12 protein-coding genes are annotated in these 15,608 nt (G+C 66.1%); 3 read left to right on the top strand and 9 right to left on the bottom strand.

Annotated elements, in window-relative coordinates:
• Both uvrA and ACT9TC_RS02415 read right to left on the bottom strand, forming a co-directional pair.
• A complete protein-coding gene (gene uvrA, locus ACT9TC_RS02410; protein WP_458041856.1) occupies positions 1-2,886 on the bottom strand; it encodes an excinuclease ABC subunit UvrA in 2,886 nt (961 codons plus the stop codon).
• A gap of 94 nt (positions 2,887-2,980) precedes the next feature.
• Positions 2,981-3,421 carry a MarR family winged helix-turn-helix transcriptional regulator gene (locus ACT9TC_RS02415; RefSeq protein WP_458041857.1) on the bottom strand — a complete coding sequence of 147 codons (441 nt, stop codon included), beginning with the start codon at positions 3,419-3,421 and terminating at the stop codon, positions 2,981-2,983.
• A 37-nt stretch (positions 3,422-3,458) separates the two neighbouring features.
• Here ACT9TC_RS02415 and ACT9TC_RS02420 point away from each other — a divergent pair, with 37 nt between their 5' ends.
• Positions 3,459-3,683: a hypothetical protein gene (locus ACT9TC_RS02420; protein ID WP_458041858.1), complete on the top strand. Its 225-nt coding sequence runs from the start codon at positions 3,459-3,461 to the stop codon at positions 3,681-3,683.
• Between the two features lie 6 nt (positions 3,684-3,689).
• Here ACT9TC_RS02420 and uvrB read toward each other — a convergent pair whose 3' ends face one another.
• Complete coding sequence (gene uvrB, locus ACT9TC_RS02425) at positions 3,690-5,786, bottom strand: excinuclease ABC subunit UvrB (protein ID WP_458041859.1); 2,097 nt, start codon at positions 5,784-5,786, stop codon at positions 3,690-3,692.
• A gap of 96 nt (positions 5,787-5,882) precedes the next feature.
• Positions 5,883-6,485 (bottom strand): dephospho-CoA kinase, encoded by a 603-nt coding sequence (coaE, locus tag ACT9TC_RS02430; protein ID WP_458041860.1) that lies wholly within the window; start codon positions 6,483-6,485, stop codon positions 5,883-5,885.
• Between the two features lie 588 nt (positions 6,486-7,073).
• Between coaE and ACT9TC_RS02435 the strand changes: the two genes are divergently transcribed.
• Positions 7,074-7,877, top strand: coding sequence for a response regulator transcription factor (locus ACT9TC_RS02435; RefSeq protein ID WP_458041861.1), 804 nt, complete (start codon positions 7,074-7,076; stop codon positions 7,875-7,877).
• Between the two features lie 27 nt (positions 7,878-7,904).
• On the opposite strand, the gene ACT9TC_RS02440 is transcribed toward ACT9TC_RS02435, so the two are convergent.
• From ACT9TC_RS02440 to ACT9TC_RS02450, 3 genes are read right to left on the bottom strand one after another with little or no spacing between them, the layout of a single operon-like run.
• Positions 7,905-9,071: a hypothetical protein gene (locus tag ACT9TC_RS02440; protein WP_458041862.1), complete on the bottom strand. Its 1,167-nt coding sequence runs from the start codon at positions 9,069-9,071 to the stop codon at positions 7,905-7,907.
• Complete coding sequence (locus tag ACT9TC_RS02445; protein WP_458041863.1) at positions 9,071-10,711, bottom strand: sensor histidine kinase; 1,641 nt, start codon at positions 10,709-10,711, stop codon at positions 9,071-9,073. Before ACT9TC_RS02445 ends, ACT9TC_RS02440 begins: the two co-directional genes overlap by 1 nt.
• Positions 10,712-10,763: 52 nt before the next feature.
• Positions 10,764-12,398 carry an MFS transporter gene (locus tag ACT9TC_RS02450; protein ID WP_458041864.1) on the bottom strand — a complete coding sequence of 545 codons (1,635 nt, stop codon included), beginning with the start codon at positions 12,396-12,398 and terminating at the stop codon, positions 10,764-10,766.
• 62 nt (positions 12,399-12,460) lie between these two features.
• Here ACT9TC_RS02450 and ACT9TC_RS02455 point away from each other — a divergent pair, with 62 nt between their 5' ends.
• Positions 12,461-13,180 carry an SDR family oxidoreductase gene (locus ACT9TC_RS02455; RefSeq protein WP_458041865.1) on the top strand — a complete coding sequence of 240 codons (720 nt, stop codon included), beginning with the start codon at positions 12,461-12,463 and terminating at the stop codon, positions 13,178-13,180.
• A gap of 116 nt (positions 13,181-13,296) precedes the next feature.
• Here ACT9TC_RS02455 and rpsA read toward each other — a convergent pair whose 3' ends face one another.
• Positions 13,297-14,745, bottom strand: a complete 1,449-nt coding sequence (gene rpsA, locus ACT9TC_RS02460; RefSeq protein WP_458041866.1) for a 30S ribosomal protein S1 — start codon at positions 14,743-14,745, stop codon at positions 13,297-13,299.
• Positions 14,746-14,932: 187 nt separating this feature from the next.
• A complete protein-coding gene (locus tag ACT9TC_RS02465) occupies positions 14,933-15,607 on the bottom strand; it encodes a GAP family protein (RefSeq protein WP_458041867.1) in 675 nt (224 codons plus the stop codon).
• Position 15,608: the final 1 nt, after the last annotated feature.

Here is a 15,608-nt window from a genome sequence, read left to right on the forward strand (position 1 = left end):
TTACCCCGCCTTGCGTTGCTCGCGCTGCCCCAGCACCTCCGCCAGGAAAGCACCGGTGAAGCTGTTCTCGTTGCGGGCCACCTGCTCGGGTGTCCCGCTCGCGACGATCTGCCCCCCACCGGACCCACCTTCGGGGCCGAGGTCGATGACCCAGTCCGCTGATTTGATGACATCGAGATTGTGCTCGATCACGATGACCGTGTTGCCCTTATCCACCAGACCGCCCAGGACCTCGAGCAGGCGCCGGACATCCTCGAAGTGCAGACCCGTGGTCGGCTCATCCAGAACGTAGATGCTGCGTCCGTTGCTGCGGCGCTGGAGTTCGGTGGCGAGCTTCACGCGCTGCGCCTCTCCCCCGCTGAGCGTCGTGGCCGACTGGCCGAGACGGACGTATCCGAGTCCGACATCAACCAAGGTCTTGAGGTAGCGGTGGATCGCCTGGATCGGCTCGAAGAAGTCCGCCGCCTCTTCGATCGACATCTCCAGAACCTCGGCGATGTTCTTGCCCTTGTAGTGCACGGCAAGGGTGTCGCGGTTGTACCGTTTGCCGTGGCACACCTCGCAGTCCACATAAACGTCGGGCAGGAAGTTCATCTCGATCTTGATCGTGCCGTCGCCCGAGCAGGCGTCGCAGCGTCCGCCCTTGACATTGAAGCTGAAGCGACCGGGCTGGTAACCGCGCACCTTCGCCTCGGGTGTCTCGCTGAAGAGCGTGCGAACGCGGTCGAAGACGCCGGTGTACGTCGCCGGGTTGGAGCGCGGCGTGCGGCCGATGGGGTTCTGGTCGACGTGAACGACCTTGTCGAGATCATCCAGGCCCGTGACGCGCGTGTGCTTGCCGGGAACGGTGCGGGCTCCGTTCAGGCGTGACGCCAGCACCTGGTACAGGATGTCGTTGACGAGCGAAGACTTTCCCGAGCCGCTCACACCGGTGACGGCGGTGAGTACCCCGAGCGGGAAGTCCGCGCTCACGTTCCGCAGATTGTTCTCGCGTGCACCGACGACCGTGATCTTGCGGTTCTTATCGATCTTGCGGCGCTTGCGGGGAGTCGGGATCTCACGGCGCCCGGCGAGGTAGTCGCCGGTGAGCGAATTCTCGTCGGACAGGAGCGCCTCATAGGGGCCGGAGTGGACAACGGTTCCACCGTGCACGCCGGCCAGCGGACCGATGTCGACGACCCAGTCCGCGGCCTGGATGGTCTCTTCGTCGTGCTCGACGACGATCAGCGTGTTGCCGAGGTCCCGCAGGGTCTCGAGCGTTCGAACAAGACGTCGGTTGTCACGCTGGTGCAACCCGATCGAGGGCTCGTCGAGGACGTACAGCACGCCGGTCAGGCCCGAGCCGATCTGTGTCGCGAGACGGATGCGTTGCGCCTCGCCACCGGAGAGCGAACCGGCCGAGCGGCCCAGGTTCAGGTAGGTGAGACCGACCTGCAACAGGAAGTCCAGGCGCACGCGGATCTCGCGCAGGACCTGCGCCGCGATCTTTGCTTCGCGGTCGGTGAGCTGCAGAGTCTGCATGAACTCATAGGCATCGGACAGACTCAGCCGCGTGACATCCGCGATCGAGTGGCCGTGGACCTGCACGGCCAGCACCTCGGGCTTCAGGCGGGCGCCCTCGCAGACGGGGCACGGGACTTCGCGCAGGAACTCGCCCCAGCGCCCGCGCTGCGTGTCGGACTCCGCCTGCAGCCACTGCCGCTCGATATACGGCACGACGCCCTCGAACCCCGAGGCGTAGCGCATCTCGCGCCCGTAGCGGTTCTTCCACTTGACGGTGACCTTGTAGTCCTCGCCGCGCAGGACCGCCTCGCGGACCTCTTCGGGAAGTTTGCGCCATGGGGTATCGAGCGAGAAGTTCAGGTCGCGCGCGAGGCCCTCGAGCAGGCGCTCGTAATACTGGAAGAGTCCCTTGCCCTGCGTCGTCCAGGGGACGATGACACCTTCGCGGATGGACGCGGATTCGTCTCCGAGCAGCAGCTCGACGTCGACGGCCATGCGCGTGCCCAGTCCGGAGCACTCGGGACACGCGCCGAACGGCGCGTTGAACGAGAACGTTCGCGGCTCGATCTCGGTGAGCTGCAAGGGGTGACCGTTGGGGCACGAGAGCTTCTCGGAGAAACTCTGCCAAGCATCGTCGCCCTCTTCATCGACGAAGTTGACCTGCATCACGCCGCCCGCAAGACCCAGCGCGGTCTCGACGGAATCCGTCACGCGCCCGAGGATGTCGGGGCCCGCCACCAATCGGTCGACGACGACCGCGATGTCGTGCTTGTAGCTCTTCTTCAGCGCCGGAGGCTCGGACAGCTGGATCAGGTCGCCGTCGACGATCGCGCGGGAGTACCCCTTCGCCCCGAGTTCGCGGAACAGGTCGACGAACTCGCCTTTCTTCTGCGTCACGATCGGCGCGACGATCTGGTAGCGCGTGCCTTCGGCCAACTCGACGAGTTGATCGGCAACCTGCTGGACCGTCTGTCGTTGGATGACCTCGCCGCAAACCGGGCAGTGGGGCACGCCGATGCGCGCCCACAGAAGGCGCAAGTAGTCGTAGATCTCGGTGATGGTGCCGACCGTCGACCGCGGGTTGCGGTTGGTGGACTTCTGGTCGATGCTGACGGCGGGGCTGAGCCCCTCGATGAAGTCGACGTCGGGACGGTCGACCTGACCCAGGAACTGCCTGGCGTAGGCGCTGAGCGACTCGACGTAGCGACGCTGCCCCTCGGCGAAGATCGTGTCGAACGCGAGGCTCGACTTACCCGATCCGCTCAACCCCGTGAAGACCACCAACGAATCACGGGGAATCTCGAGATCGACGTTCTTGAGGTTGTGAACTCGAGCGCCTCTGACGCTCAGTTTCGACGACGTAGCAACGGGGACGATAGGCACTCACCAAGTGTAGGAGCGGCCACCGACACCGGCTTCGCGGTTCGCGGTGAGCGGATGTCCGAGCCCGAGCGCATGCGCATACCTCTCGCTGAATTCAGGGCCTTCCGGCGCGGCCGGCGAACGGTCCGAGCGCGTCCCGCAGCGCCGCGAGGTGTTCCGCGTCGAGGCCGACGGACGCCATCACCTGCGCCGGAACCTCGAGGGCCCGCGTGCGTAGCACCGCACCCGCCGGGGTGAGGGCTATGCGCAGCATCCGTTCGTCGTCCGGTGATCGATCCCTACTGACCAGGCCCTGCGACTGTAAGCGCTTGATCAGAGGCGACAGGCTCGCCGGCTCGAGGGCGAGCTCTTCGGCCAGTTCGCCGAGCGATCGCGGCGCGCTCTCCCAGAGGGCGAGCATGACGAGATACTGCGGATGCGTCAATCCGAGCGGCTCCAGGATGGGTCGATAGATCGACACCACGTTGCGCGCCGCCGTAACGATCGCGAAGCACACCTGGTTGTCGAGGCGCAGCAGATCGTCGGGGGTTGGCATGCACCCAGTCTACCGATTACTTAGTACACTAATCGTTATGACAGACAAGACCCCGCTCCGGCAACGCATTCGCGAAGCCGGCGGGCTGTACCAGTGGTTCAACGCATCACTCATCCGCGTCGCCGGCCCCGCGGCGGTCGGACCGTACGACGACGTCGCACCCGAACCGGCCGGACCCGTCGCGTGCCCGATCTGCCACGCACCGATGGACGATCACCGCATCGATCGCTCCGGCCCGAAGCCGCTGCTGCACTGCCCGTGACGCGGGTCAGGCGTGCCCGGCGCGCTCCATAGCCCGCAGCTCGCGCTTCAGGTCCTGGACCTCGTCGCGTAGACGCGCCGCGAGTTCGAACTTCAGCTCCGATGCAGCCGCGAGCATCTGCGCGCTGAGGTCGCCGATCGTCGCCTCGAGCTGGTTCGCCCCCTCGGCCGCGATTCCCTGATGGCCCTTCGTGCTGAGCGATCGCGGGGTCGGTGCCTTGCCCCTAGCGTTGGACGCGCCGCGTCCGGCCTCACGCTTCGAGAGCATCTCGGCCGTATCGGCGCCTTCGCGCGCCAGCACCTCGGTGATGTCCGCGATGCGCTTGCGCAACGGGGTCGGATCGATCCCGTGCTCGAGGTTGTACGCGACCTGCTTCTCGCGGCGCCGATCCGTCTCGTCGATCGCCTTGCGCATCGAGTCTGTCATCGTGTCGGCGTACATGTGCACCTCACCCGACACGTTTCGAGCCGCACGACCGATCGTCTGGATGAGGGATGTCCCAGACCGCAGGAACCCCTCTTTGTCCGCGTCGAGAATCGACACGAGCGACACCTCGGGCAGATCGAGCCCCTCACGCAGCAGGTTGATGCCGACGAGTACGTCGTAGACACCGGCTCGCAATTCGGTCAGCAGCTCGACGCGACGGAGCGTGTCGACGTCGGAGTGCAGGTAACGAACCCGCACGCCGTGCTCACCCAGGAAGTCCGTCAGCTCTTCCGACATCTTCTTCGTGAGCGTCGTGACGAGCACGCGCTCGTCGCGCTCGACGCGCAGGCGGATCTGCTCGAGCAGGTCATCGATCTGACCCTTAGCGGGTTTGACGATGATCTGCGGATCGACGAGACCGGTCGGACGAATGATCTGCTCGACGATTCCGTCGGCGATGCCCATCTCGTACCGGCCCGGCGTCGCCGAGAGGTACACCGTCTGGCCGACGCGGTTCTTGAACTCGTCCCACCGCAGAGGTCGATTATCCATCGCGCTCGGGAGGCGGAAGCCGTGGTCGACGAGCGTGCGCTTGCGTGAGGCATCCCCCTCGTACATCGCCCCGATCTGGGGAACGGTGACGTGGGACTCATCGATCACAACGAGGAAATCATCCGGGAAGAAGTCGAGCAGGCAGTGCGGAGCCTCACCGGGGCCGCGGACGTCGATGTGCCGGGAGTAATTCTCGATCCCGGAGCAGAAGCCGAGCTGCTGCATCATCTCGAGATCGAACGTCGTGCGCATGCGGAGCCGCTGGGCTTCCAGCAGCTTTCCCTGACCTTCGAGTTCTTTCAGACGCTCCTCGAGCTCGGTCTCGATCGTCCCGATCGCGCGCTGCATGACGTCTGTTCCCGCGACATAGTGCGAAGCGGGGAAGATCGGTACGGCATCCAGCTTCTCGAGCACATCACCGGTGAGAGGATGCAGTCGGTACAGCGCCTCGATCTCGTCGCCGAACAACTCGATGCGAATCGCATACTCCTCGTAAACCGGGATGATCTCGATCGTGTCGCCCCGCACGCGGAAGTTGCCGCGTGAGAAGTCGACGTCGTTGCGGTTGTACTGCATCGAGATGAACTTGCGGATGAGCGCATCGCGGTCGTACCGCTCCCCGACCTGAAGCGCGACCATCGCCCGCAGATACTCTTCCGGCGCACCGAGACCGTAAATGCAGGAGACGGTGGACACGACGACCACGTCGCGCCGCGACAGGAGCGAGTTGGTCGTTGAGTGGCGGAGTCGCTCGACCTCGGAGTTGATCGAGCTGTCTTTCTCGATGAACGTATCGGTCTGCGGAACGTATGCCTCGGGCTGGTAGTAGTCGTAGTACGAGACGAAGTACTCGACGGCGTTGTTGGGCATGAGTTCGCGGAACTCGTTCGCCAGCTGGGCGGCGAGGGTCTTGTTGTGGGCCAGGATCAGGGTCGGCCGCTGGACCTGCTCGACCAGCCAGGCCGTCGTGGCCGACTTTCCGGTTCCCGTCGCGCCGAGCAACACCACGTCGGTCTCGCCCGCGTTGATGCGCTGAGCGAGGTCCGCGATGGCTGCCGGCTGGTCGCCCGAGGGTTGGTACTCACTGACGACCTCGAACGGCCGAACGCTGCGCGTGGTCTGCATGCTTCGAGCCTAAGCGGGGCCTCCGACACCGGCTCTGCTGTTCGCGCTCCGCGCACGCCGGATCGCTGTGCGCGCGTCCGATCGCTCTGCCACGCGTCACTGCGCGGTCGACAACCGTTCCCACAGCGCGTCCGTCTGCTCGAGTGTGTGCTCGATCGTGCCGGCCGCGTCGATGACGACGTCGGCGAGCGCGAGTCGCTCGTCGTCAGAGACCTGCGATGCGATGCGACGCGCTGCCTCATCCGCGGTAAGCCCGCGCTCCGTGATCAAACGGGTCGCACGCACGTCCGACGGTGCGTGCGCCACCACGACGAGGTCCCAGGGGTCACCCCCGCGGGCCTCGGCGAGGAGCGGAACGTCGTAGACGACGACGCCGCCGGGATCTGCCGCCCGCGCCTCGGCGAAGCGTTCCTGGGATCGGACGCGCACGGCGGGATGGACGATGTGGTTGAGGCGACCGACAGCGGCCTCGTCACCGAACACGATGGCACCGAGCGCCGCACGATCCAACGAACCGTCGGGGCGGATGACGTCGTTGCCGAACGTCTCTGCGATGCGCTCGAGCACCGCAGACCCGGGGGCCTGTACCTCACGCACGATGGCGTCGGCATCGACGATGACGGCACCGTGTTCGGCAAGACGACGGGCGATCGTCGACTTGCCCGCCGCGATGCCTCCCGTGAGTGCGATAAGGGGCATGGATCGAGCATGCCACGCCTGAAAGCGACCTGAGGAAGCGACCCGCAAACCTCAGGATCCGCTCAAGACGTGACCTGAAGACGACCCTGAGCGCGGGCTGAGCCACCCTTGAGACTCACCGCCTAACGTCATATCTGTCGCACCGAGCGAGCCGGAATCCGGATCGTGAGGCGCGACGAAATACGAAGAATGAGCACGGGAACACCACGCGGGGGGCGTGAAATTCTCGGGCAGAAGTGCAGAGATGAGCGAGAGCCGGGGGGATCTCGCAATTCGAAACATCGGTGCCGGCGCCAGCCGTCCGACCATGTCGCTCGCGACCGCATGTCTGAAGAGTCCTGACGGATTCACAACACCATGCAACGAACACGTCTGGGGAGACGTCGAGCACAGGGACTGGACGGCGGCGGGCCCGTATGTCACGACTCCGTCGCGCGAGAGAACGCCCGAATCCGGTCTCAGCGCGACGTCCGCCCCTCGACAGTTAGGACACGAATGCCTGGGGAAGCATTCAGAAGAGTCTTCTGGGATATCATCACCGAAGCCAGCGCACCTTCCGTCACGCGCGCCTGGCAAGGAGGGGTGTTGGTGTCGAACTCGGGTGTCGCAGTGGTCATCGAGGACGACACGGACATACGCGTGTTGATCTCGCAGGTCCTCGAGCAGGCAGGATTCGAGGTGCACGCCGCATCCTCCGGTATGGACGGAATCGAGCTCGTTCGAGAGCACCAGCCCGTCGTGACCACGCTCGATGTGAGCATGCCCGGAATCGACGGTTTCGAGACGGCCAAGCGGATCCGCGACGTCAGCGACACCTACATCGTCATGCTCACGGCCCGCGCCGACGAGATCGATACTCTGCAGGGGCTCCAGGCGGGGGCCGATGACTACGTCACGAAGCCCTTCCGCCCGCGGGAGCTCCGAGCTCGCATCGAGGCCATGATGCGTCGTCCGCGCACCGCGGCACCGGCCACGGTCACCCCCATCGAGTTGGCGCCGTCCGCGGTGGCTGCTGCGGCAGCGGTTAGCGGCGCCCCGATCGCGCCGGAACAGGATGACTCCGACGGATGGTACGAGCACCGCGGTCTTCGCCTTCATCCTGAGATGCGTATCGCCATGGTCGACGGCGCGGACGTCGAATTGACACGTAGCGAGTTCGACATCATGGCCGACCTTCTCTCGGCGGGCCGTCGCGTCGTCGGCAAGGACGACCTGGCACTCATGCTCCGCGGCGAACGATACGCGGGCGGGAGCGGATTCGTGAGCGAACACGATGTGCGCGCGATCGAGGTGCACGTGGCAAACCTGCGGCGCAAGCTCGGCGAATCCGCAGCGAAGCCGCGCTGGATCGAAACGATACGCGGAGTCGGCTACCGCCTGACCTCCGCCTGATCCGTCTCAGACGGCTCCTGATCGGTCTCAGACTGCTCCGGCGATCATCACCGAGGCATCCGGACTCGAAGCCGAGCGAACGGCCGCGTCGTTCGCCGCGGTCAACAGCGCCTCCGAGTCGTAGCCCGCGATGTCGCTGACGGCGATGCCCACCCCGAGAACCGGAACGACCGACGTTCCGATCGATCCGAAGTCATCCAGCAGACGACGGTGGATCCGGCTCGCAACGCGGCGTGCGTCCCCGATCGAGGACGGCTGCAGGGCGACGACGATGCCGGTCGATCCCGCGTGGCCGACGATCGCCGAGGTGGGCGCGTAGCGACGCGTACCGACCCGCCACGCGTGCGCGATGTCCTGAGCCTCGACGGAGCCGAAGGCGGTCGCGATCTGGGGCAGGTCATCGAGCCGGACCGAAATCACGGCGATCCTCTCGCTGAACGCCGCGGCTCGGTGCGTCAGGTCGCCAAACAGCTTGGCGAATGACTCGTCGTCGTACAGACCATCCGAATCGAGGAGGAGGGTCGTGCTGTCCCCGCGCCCGCGCAGACGCGTCTGTCCGGACCGGAGCACCGACATCGACACGACCGCCACCATCGTGAGGATGATGGTGAGGAACGAGGTCGTGATCGATCCGAACCAGGTCAGGAAGAATTCATCCGTCGGGCCCAGCATGGCGAAGACGATGGAGCGCGCGACGTAGTACACGCTCTGCACCCCGAGGACGAGCGTCAGCGCGACCGTGGAAGCGCTCCGCCCCATCACCGCACGGCGCGATTCGACCGCGCCCAGCCCCGCCAGGACGGCGAGAGCGATGAACATCACGAGCGCCCCCGCCCAGTCGCCGCCGTCCGGTCCGGCGAAGAGCGCCGCGATGAGAGCCGCGACGGCGAAGCCCGCGACGATCCAGGCGGAAATGGTCACGGAGCGACCGTTATAGCTGCGCGACCCCACCCAGAGAGAGCCAGTGCCTACCACGAAGGAGGCGTTACCGATAGCGATCACGACACCTGCTTCACCCGAGGCGGCCCAGGCCAGATAGGAGAGGGTCGTCAGGATTGCCGCGATGAACGCGAGCGACCAGATCCGCCCCGCGCCCGTGTCGCGTCGCAGAACGGTGTCGAGGACGAACTGGACGCCCGCGACGATCACGACGACCGCGGTGCAGATCGAGATCGAGAACATGTCGAAGACCATCAGGCTTCTCCCCGCGGATCGGTGGCGGGCAGTCGAACGATGAACGTCGCTCCCTCGCCGGCTCGTGTCTGAACGGTGATTTCGCCGCCGGAGGCGCGCACGATGTCGCGCGTAATCGCGAGCCCGAGCCCACTCCCGTGCGTCGTCGTCTTGCGGACGGCATCCGCTCGGAAGAAGCGCTCGAACAGTCGCGGCAGCTCCTGTTCGCTGATACCCGGGCCGTCGTCGCGGACGATGATCCAGGCGTGCAGGCCGTCCGACGTGAGTCCCACCTCGATGTGGCCGCCGTCGTCGTTGTACTTCACGGCGTTCGAGAGCAGATTGTCCATCACCTGTCGGATGCGGTGCGGGTCGGCATACGCCATCGCCGGTTCGACGCCGGAGGCATCGATCGTGATGCGACGCTCCCCCGCCGGAGGGATGACGGCCTCGATCGATGCCATCACCACCTCCGCCAGATCAGACATCTGGGGCGTGACGGTCAAGTCGACGCCCTGTCGCGAAGCCGCGGAGACGGTGAGGATGTCGGAGACCAGTTCGAGCAGGCGCGTGGCGTTGCGCTCGGCGACCTCGAGGCTGCGTCGTGCCGTGGGAGCGAGGGACTCTTCGTCCAGCGCCAAGTCCAGATATCCGATGATCGACGTCAACGGCGTGCGCAACTCGTGCGAAACGGACGCCACCAGATCCTCTCGCGCGCGCAGGGCGAGCTCTTCCGTCGTCACGTCGCGAGAGATCACGATCGTGCCGGCGTCCTGTCCGTTGACGTCCTGGATGCGACGGGCGGTCATGCTGAGTGCGCGACGACTGTCGTCGCCCGGTTCGCCATACCAGACCAGCTCGTTCTCGAAGAGTTCGCCGGCGCGAGCGCGGGCGAGCGGCATCTCGTCGGCGAGCAGGCGCGTGACGCCATCCGCTCCGAAAGCGGCCGCCTCGGCACCCTTGGACCTCGCACGCTGAAGACGAGCGTGGGCCTCGTTCGTGACGGCGAGCGAACCGTCCGGCGAAATACGGATCACACCGAAGTCGACGGCGTCCAGCGCATCCGTGACGATGTCTTCCTGGCGCCGTGCGCGCTCCACCGAGCGCTCGAGGTTGCGTGTTTGTTTGTCGAGCAGCTCGCGCTGCGCCCAGGAACGCCTCGAGGCCAGGTACGCGATCGTTGCGACGGCGGCCACAGCAACCGGCAACAGCAGTGTCGTCGCGGTCAGCTGATTTCCGGGGTTGGTCGCGATCAGGACCCAGAAAAGCACCGTGATGCTGCTCACCGCCAGCAGAGTTCCGATCAGCCCGTACATGTAGGCGATCCACATCGCCGGGAACGCCCACAGCAGCCCCAGCCCGGACTCGGGGGAGGCGTAGCGCAGGATCGCGATCGCGACGATGTCCGCGGCGGGAATCACGGCGCTCACGACCGGGGGAAAACGGTTCCAGGGAACGACGAGAGCGGCGCCCGTCGCGGCGAACACGACGCCCATGCCCAGCACCAAAGCGTCGATATCGCGCGCTTGCTGGATGGCGAGGATCACCAGCGAGCCGAGCAGAACGATGCTGCCGAGCAGAACCTGATTCTGCAGCACCGTGCGTTCGCGGACGCTGTCGTTGATGCGCGATCGACGCGCGAGTGCGGCGTCGGAGGTCATGACTGAAACTTATCGCGCCCGGGGGCCGTCGAAGTGCAAGCCACGCAGACGGCTACCCCCGCTTCGGGGCAACGGAATCCGCCGGATCGGTCGCGCCCGAAGCATCCTGCATCTCGTAGAGCGCGACCAGCTCGCGCTCCCGGGCGTGCGGGGGGAGGAAGAACGCCACCAGGCACGCACCGAGCGCGATCGCGATAGCGCCCACGAGGTAGGCCGCGAGAGCGCCCGAGACCAGACTGTGGCTCGCCGCCGCGAGGATCTCGTTCTTGTACTGCGGGTACTGATCAGCGACGTGCAGGGCGGAGGCGAAGGATGCCTGAAGCGCCCGCGTCACGCTGTCGCTGATCTGCGACGCCTCGGAACTCGCGGCGATCGAGCGTGCGAAAGCGGCTGCAAAACCGCTCGCCAGGATCGCGCCGAGCAGGGCCTGCATGATGGAGCCGCCGAGGTCACGTTGAAGATCCGAGGTCGCAGAGGCCATGCCCACGCGACGTACGGGTGTGCTCTCGGTCAGAGCGCGCGAGGCGGGGGTCATCGCGAACGCGGCGCCCGCACCGATCACGAGGAAGCCGAACCCGATCAGCGGGTACGGCGTCTGCTCACGCCAGAAGAGCATGGTCACGAATCCGACGAACACGAGCGCATACCCGACCAGCATCGTCACCCGGGACCCGTGCGAGGTGACCAGGCGCGCCGAAATCGGGGCGATCGCCAGCAGCCCGACGGCGGCAGGTACGACCGCGAGCCCGGCCGCGAGGGTGTTGTACCCGAGGATGTTCTGCAGAAACTGCTGGCCGACGAACATGGCCCCCATGAGCGAGCCGAACACGATCGTCCCCGCGGCCGCCGGCACCCAGAAGAGACGCCGCCGAGCAACGCGCAGGTCGTAGAGCGGATGCCGGGTGACCGCCTGGCGCCACCCGAACAACGCCAACAGCGCCAGCGCCGCGACGAGCAGGACTGCGCCGGTGAGCGCCTGTCCGGGCGCGAAGACCATGCTGATGCCGAGCACGAGCGCGGCGATGGCGAGTGTGGCGAGCACTCCCCCACGGTGGTCGACCGGCTCGCTCGATTCCTTCACGTGTGCGGGCACGAGGATGACGACGAGCACGAGCGCCACGGCCGCGAAGGGCAGGGCGAGTAGGAACGCCGAACCCCACCAGAAGACCTGCAGGAGAAGACCTGCGAGCACCGAGCCGACCACCGTGGCCATCGCGCTGACACTCGACCAGAGCGCGATGGCGCCGGTGCGCTTCGGACCGTTTGCCCAGAGCGCCGTGATGAGCGAGAGCGTCGTCGGATACGCCATCCCCGCGGCGATGCCGGTGAAGATCCGGGCGGCGATCAAAAGCTCAACGGACGGGGCGAAAGCAGAGAGGAAGCTCGCCACGAGCGTGAGCGAAAGTCCCAACACCAGCAACTGCTTGCGGCCGTATCGGTCGGCCAGCGCACCCAGATACAGCACCGACATCGCGAGCCCGAGCGAGCACCCGAGCGCAACAAGATTCAGGGATGTCTGCCCGGCACCGAACGCGTCGCCGATGTCCGGCAGTGCGATGTTGGCCGCCGCGAGGTTGATGTTGCACACCAGCGCCGCCAGGATCAGCGCCGCGAGCACCAGAGGCGCGCGACGAGGGGCGTCCGCGTCCGGAGGAGCAGGGGCGGACGACGGTGCGGCATCGGTCATGCCATCACGTTATCGCCCGCCCGCTCCCGGCATCGCGCCGACAGGTCGCGTATACAGGTTGCATGAGTGCACAATCAGCCGCCGCGTCCGACTCCCGTCCTCTCGCGCTCGTGACGGGCGCCCCGGGAGGCATCGGCGGCGCAATCGTGCGAGACCTGGCGCGCACGCACCGTGTGATCGCGATCGGACGGAACGCCGACGCGCTGGCGCGACTGGCCTCCGAGACGGGCGCCGAACCACAGGTTGTGGAGCTGACCGATGCCGCGGCGATCGAGCGGCTGGCGGCCGGGCTGGAGCGTCTCGATGTGCTCGTGCACGCTGCGGCGATCGCCGACGTCCGCTCTGTCGAACAGGCGACGGAGGACGACTGGGAACGTCAGCTGCGCATCAACGTCATTTCGCCCGCGTTGCTCACCCGCGCGACGCTGCCACTCATTCGTCGCACCCAAGGCACGATCGTCTTCATCGGGTCGGGCTCGGGCACACGCCCCTCGGCCGGCAGCGCCATCTACACGGCGTCGAAATTCGCCCTCCGCGCGATCGCCGATGTACTTCGCCTGGATGAGGAACAGCACCGCGTGCGCGTCGTCACGGTTGCCCCGGGACCGACCGACACCGCCATGCAGCGCACCATGGTGGCTGACGCGGGCGGCACGTACGATCCCGAGGTCTACATCCGGCCGCACTCCGTCGCGCGCGAAGTGCGTCACGTCGTGGACGCACCGGCCGACGTGCAGATCACGGATGTCGCGATCCGGCCCCGCGTCGAGGTGCGCCGCTGACGAAGCCCCCGAACGGACGCAGGGATGAGCGTCAACGCCACGGTGTCCGGCGCCCAACGCCACAGGGGCCGAGGCCCGAAAGCCCCGACCCCTGTCGGTTGTTGCGAAATCGCGGCTTAGCGGCCGGCGAGCTTCTCGCGAAGAGCCGCCAGCGACTCGTCGTCGGCAAGCGTGCCCGCACCGGCGGAGTCACTCGAGAACGACGACGAAGCGGATGCCTCGGGCGCTGCAGCCTCGGCCTCGGCGGCCTTGGCGACGAGAGTCTTGTGCTGCTCCCAGCGAGCCTGGGCAGCGGCGTACTCCTGCTCCCACTTCTCGCGCTCGGCGTCGAAGCCTTCCTTCCACGCCTGCGTCTCGACGTCGAAGCCCTCGGGGTACTTGTACTCGCCGTTCTCGTCGTACTCGGTCACCATGCCGTAGAGGGCCGGGTCGAACTCGGTACCGAAGGGATCGATCGAGTCGTTCGCCTGCTTGAGCGACAGCGAGATGCGGCGACGCTCGAGGTCGATGTCGATGACCTTGACGAACACCTCTTCGCCGACCGAGACGACCTGCTCGGCGAGCTCGACATGCTTGCCCGACAGCTCCGAGATGTGCACGAGGCCTTCGATGCCGTCTGCGACGCGAACGAACGCACCGAACGGAACGAGCTTGGTGACCTTACCCGGCGCGACCTGTCCGATCGCGTGGGTACGGGCGAATACCTGCCACGGGTCTTCCTGCGTCGCCTTGAGCGAGAGCGAGACGCGCTCGCGGTCGAGGTCGACCTCGAGGATCTCGACGGTGACTTCCTGTCCGACCTCGACGACCTCGCTGGCGTGCTCGATGTGCTTCCACGACAGTTCGGAGACGTGCACGAGGCCGTCCACGCCGCCGAGGTCGACGAACGCACCGAAGTTGACGATCGACGAGACGACACCCTTGCGGACCTGGCCCTTGTGCAGGGCGTTGAGGAAGTTCGAGCGCGACTCCGACTGCGTCTGCTCGAGCAGCGCACGGCGGCTCAGGACGACGTTGTTGCGGTTCTTGTCGAGTTCGAGGATCTTCGCTTCGATCTCCTGGCCGAGGAACGGCGTGAGGTCGCGGACGCGACGCAGGTCGATGAGCGACGCGGGGAGGAAGCCGCGGAGACCGATGTCGACGATCAGACCGCCCTTGACGACCTCGATCACCTGACCGGTGACGACACCGTCGTTCTCCTTGATCTTCTCCACGTCACCCCAGGCACGCTCGTACTGAGCGCGCTTCTTGGACAGGATGAGGCGTCCCTCTTTGTCCTCCTTCTGGAGAACAAGAGCCTCGACAGCGTCGCCGAGCTTGACGACCTCATTGGGGTCGACGTCGTGCTTGATGGAAAGTTCGCGCGAGGGGATGACACCCTCGGTCTTGTACCCGACGTCGAGGAGGACCTCGTCGCGGTCGATCTTCACGACGGTGCCTTCGATGAGGTCTCCGTCGTTGAAGAATTTGAGGGTCAGTTCGACCGCGGCCAGAAAATCCTCAGCGGATCCGATGTCATTGATCGCGACCTGCTTGGGTGCCGTGGCGGTCGTTGCGGTAGTCATGTAGTGGGTTGTCCTTGTTGGGTTGGTGTCGGGCTCCGGCCCTGTCCGAACGCCGTATGGACGAACGAATACCCGGGGCCGGGCGAAGCGGATTTCTTGTTGCCGTGCATTCACGGCGAGATCGTCACAGAAGTGACATCCCAGGGTATCAGAACGCTGTCGACGCCCGCATTATGCCCAGGATCGGTTACAGACGGATGCCGAACCAGCCGAGATTGCCGGTGCCGAGCAACAGCACGAAGACGCCGACGAGCACGAGCACGATCGACATGACGAACCCGGAGTCGCGCTCGATCCAGTCCTGGAACCGCTCCATCCGTTCGCGCACGCCGCCGCGTGCGAACGTGAAGAGCACGGTAATCGCTGCCACCGTCGACACCGATGCGACGACGAAGATCGCCAGCATGAACATCAGCACGAAAAAGGGCGGGTCGGCGTGGCGCACCCGCGCGGCCGCCGTCGCGGTGATGAGCAGCGCCTCGGGGTGAATCGCGAAGCTCGCCCCGAGGGCCACCGTCAGCGTCGGTGTGAGGTTGCGCACGCCGCTCACGAGCCTCGACGACCTCGGCGCGGTACGACGCCGCGCGATCTGAATGACTCCGAGCACGACCATGAGCACACCGGCGACGATCTCGATCCACCCGATCAGCGTCTTGTCGCCGAACTTCGGCAGCCGAACGGCATGCAACGCCCCCGCGAACAGGCCCACGATCAGAAGCAGTGCAGCGGCATAACCGATCGTGAGGAGCCATCCGGGACGTGACTGGCGGGCCGAGAGAACAACGACGATCGTCGTGACGATCGGGATCGTCGTGAACGCGACGGTCAGCCCGAGCGCGATCAGCACCAGCCAGTCGGCCACC

The organism is Microbacterium sp. HM-570, assembly GCF_054165885.1.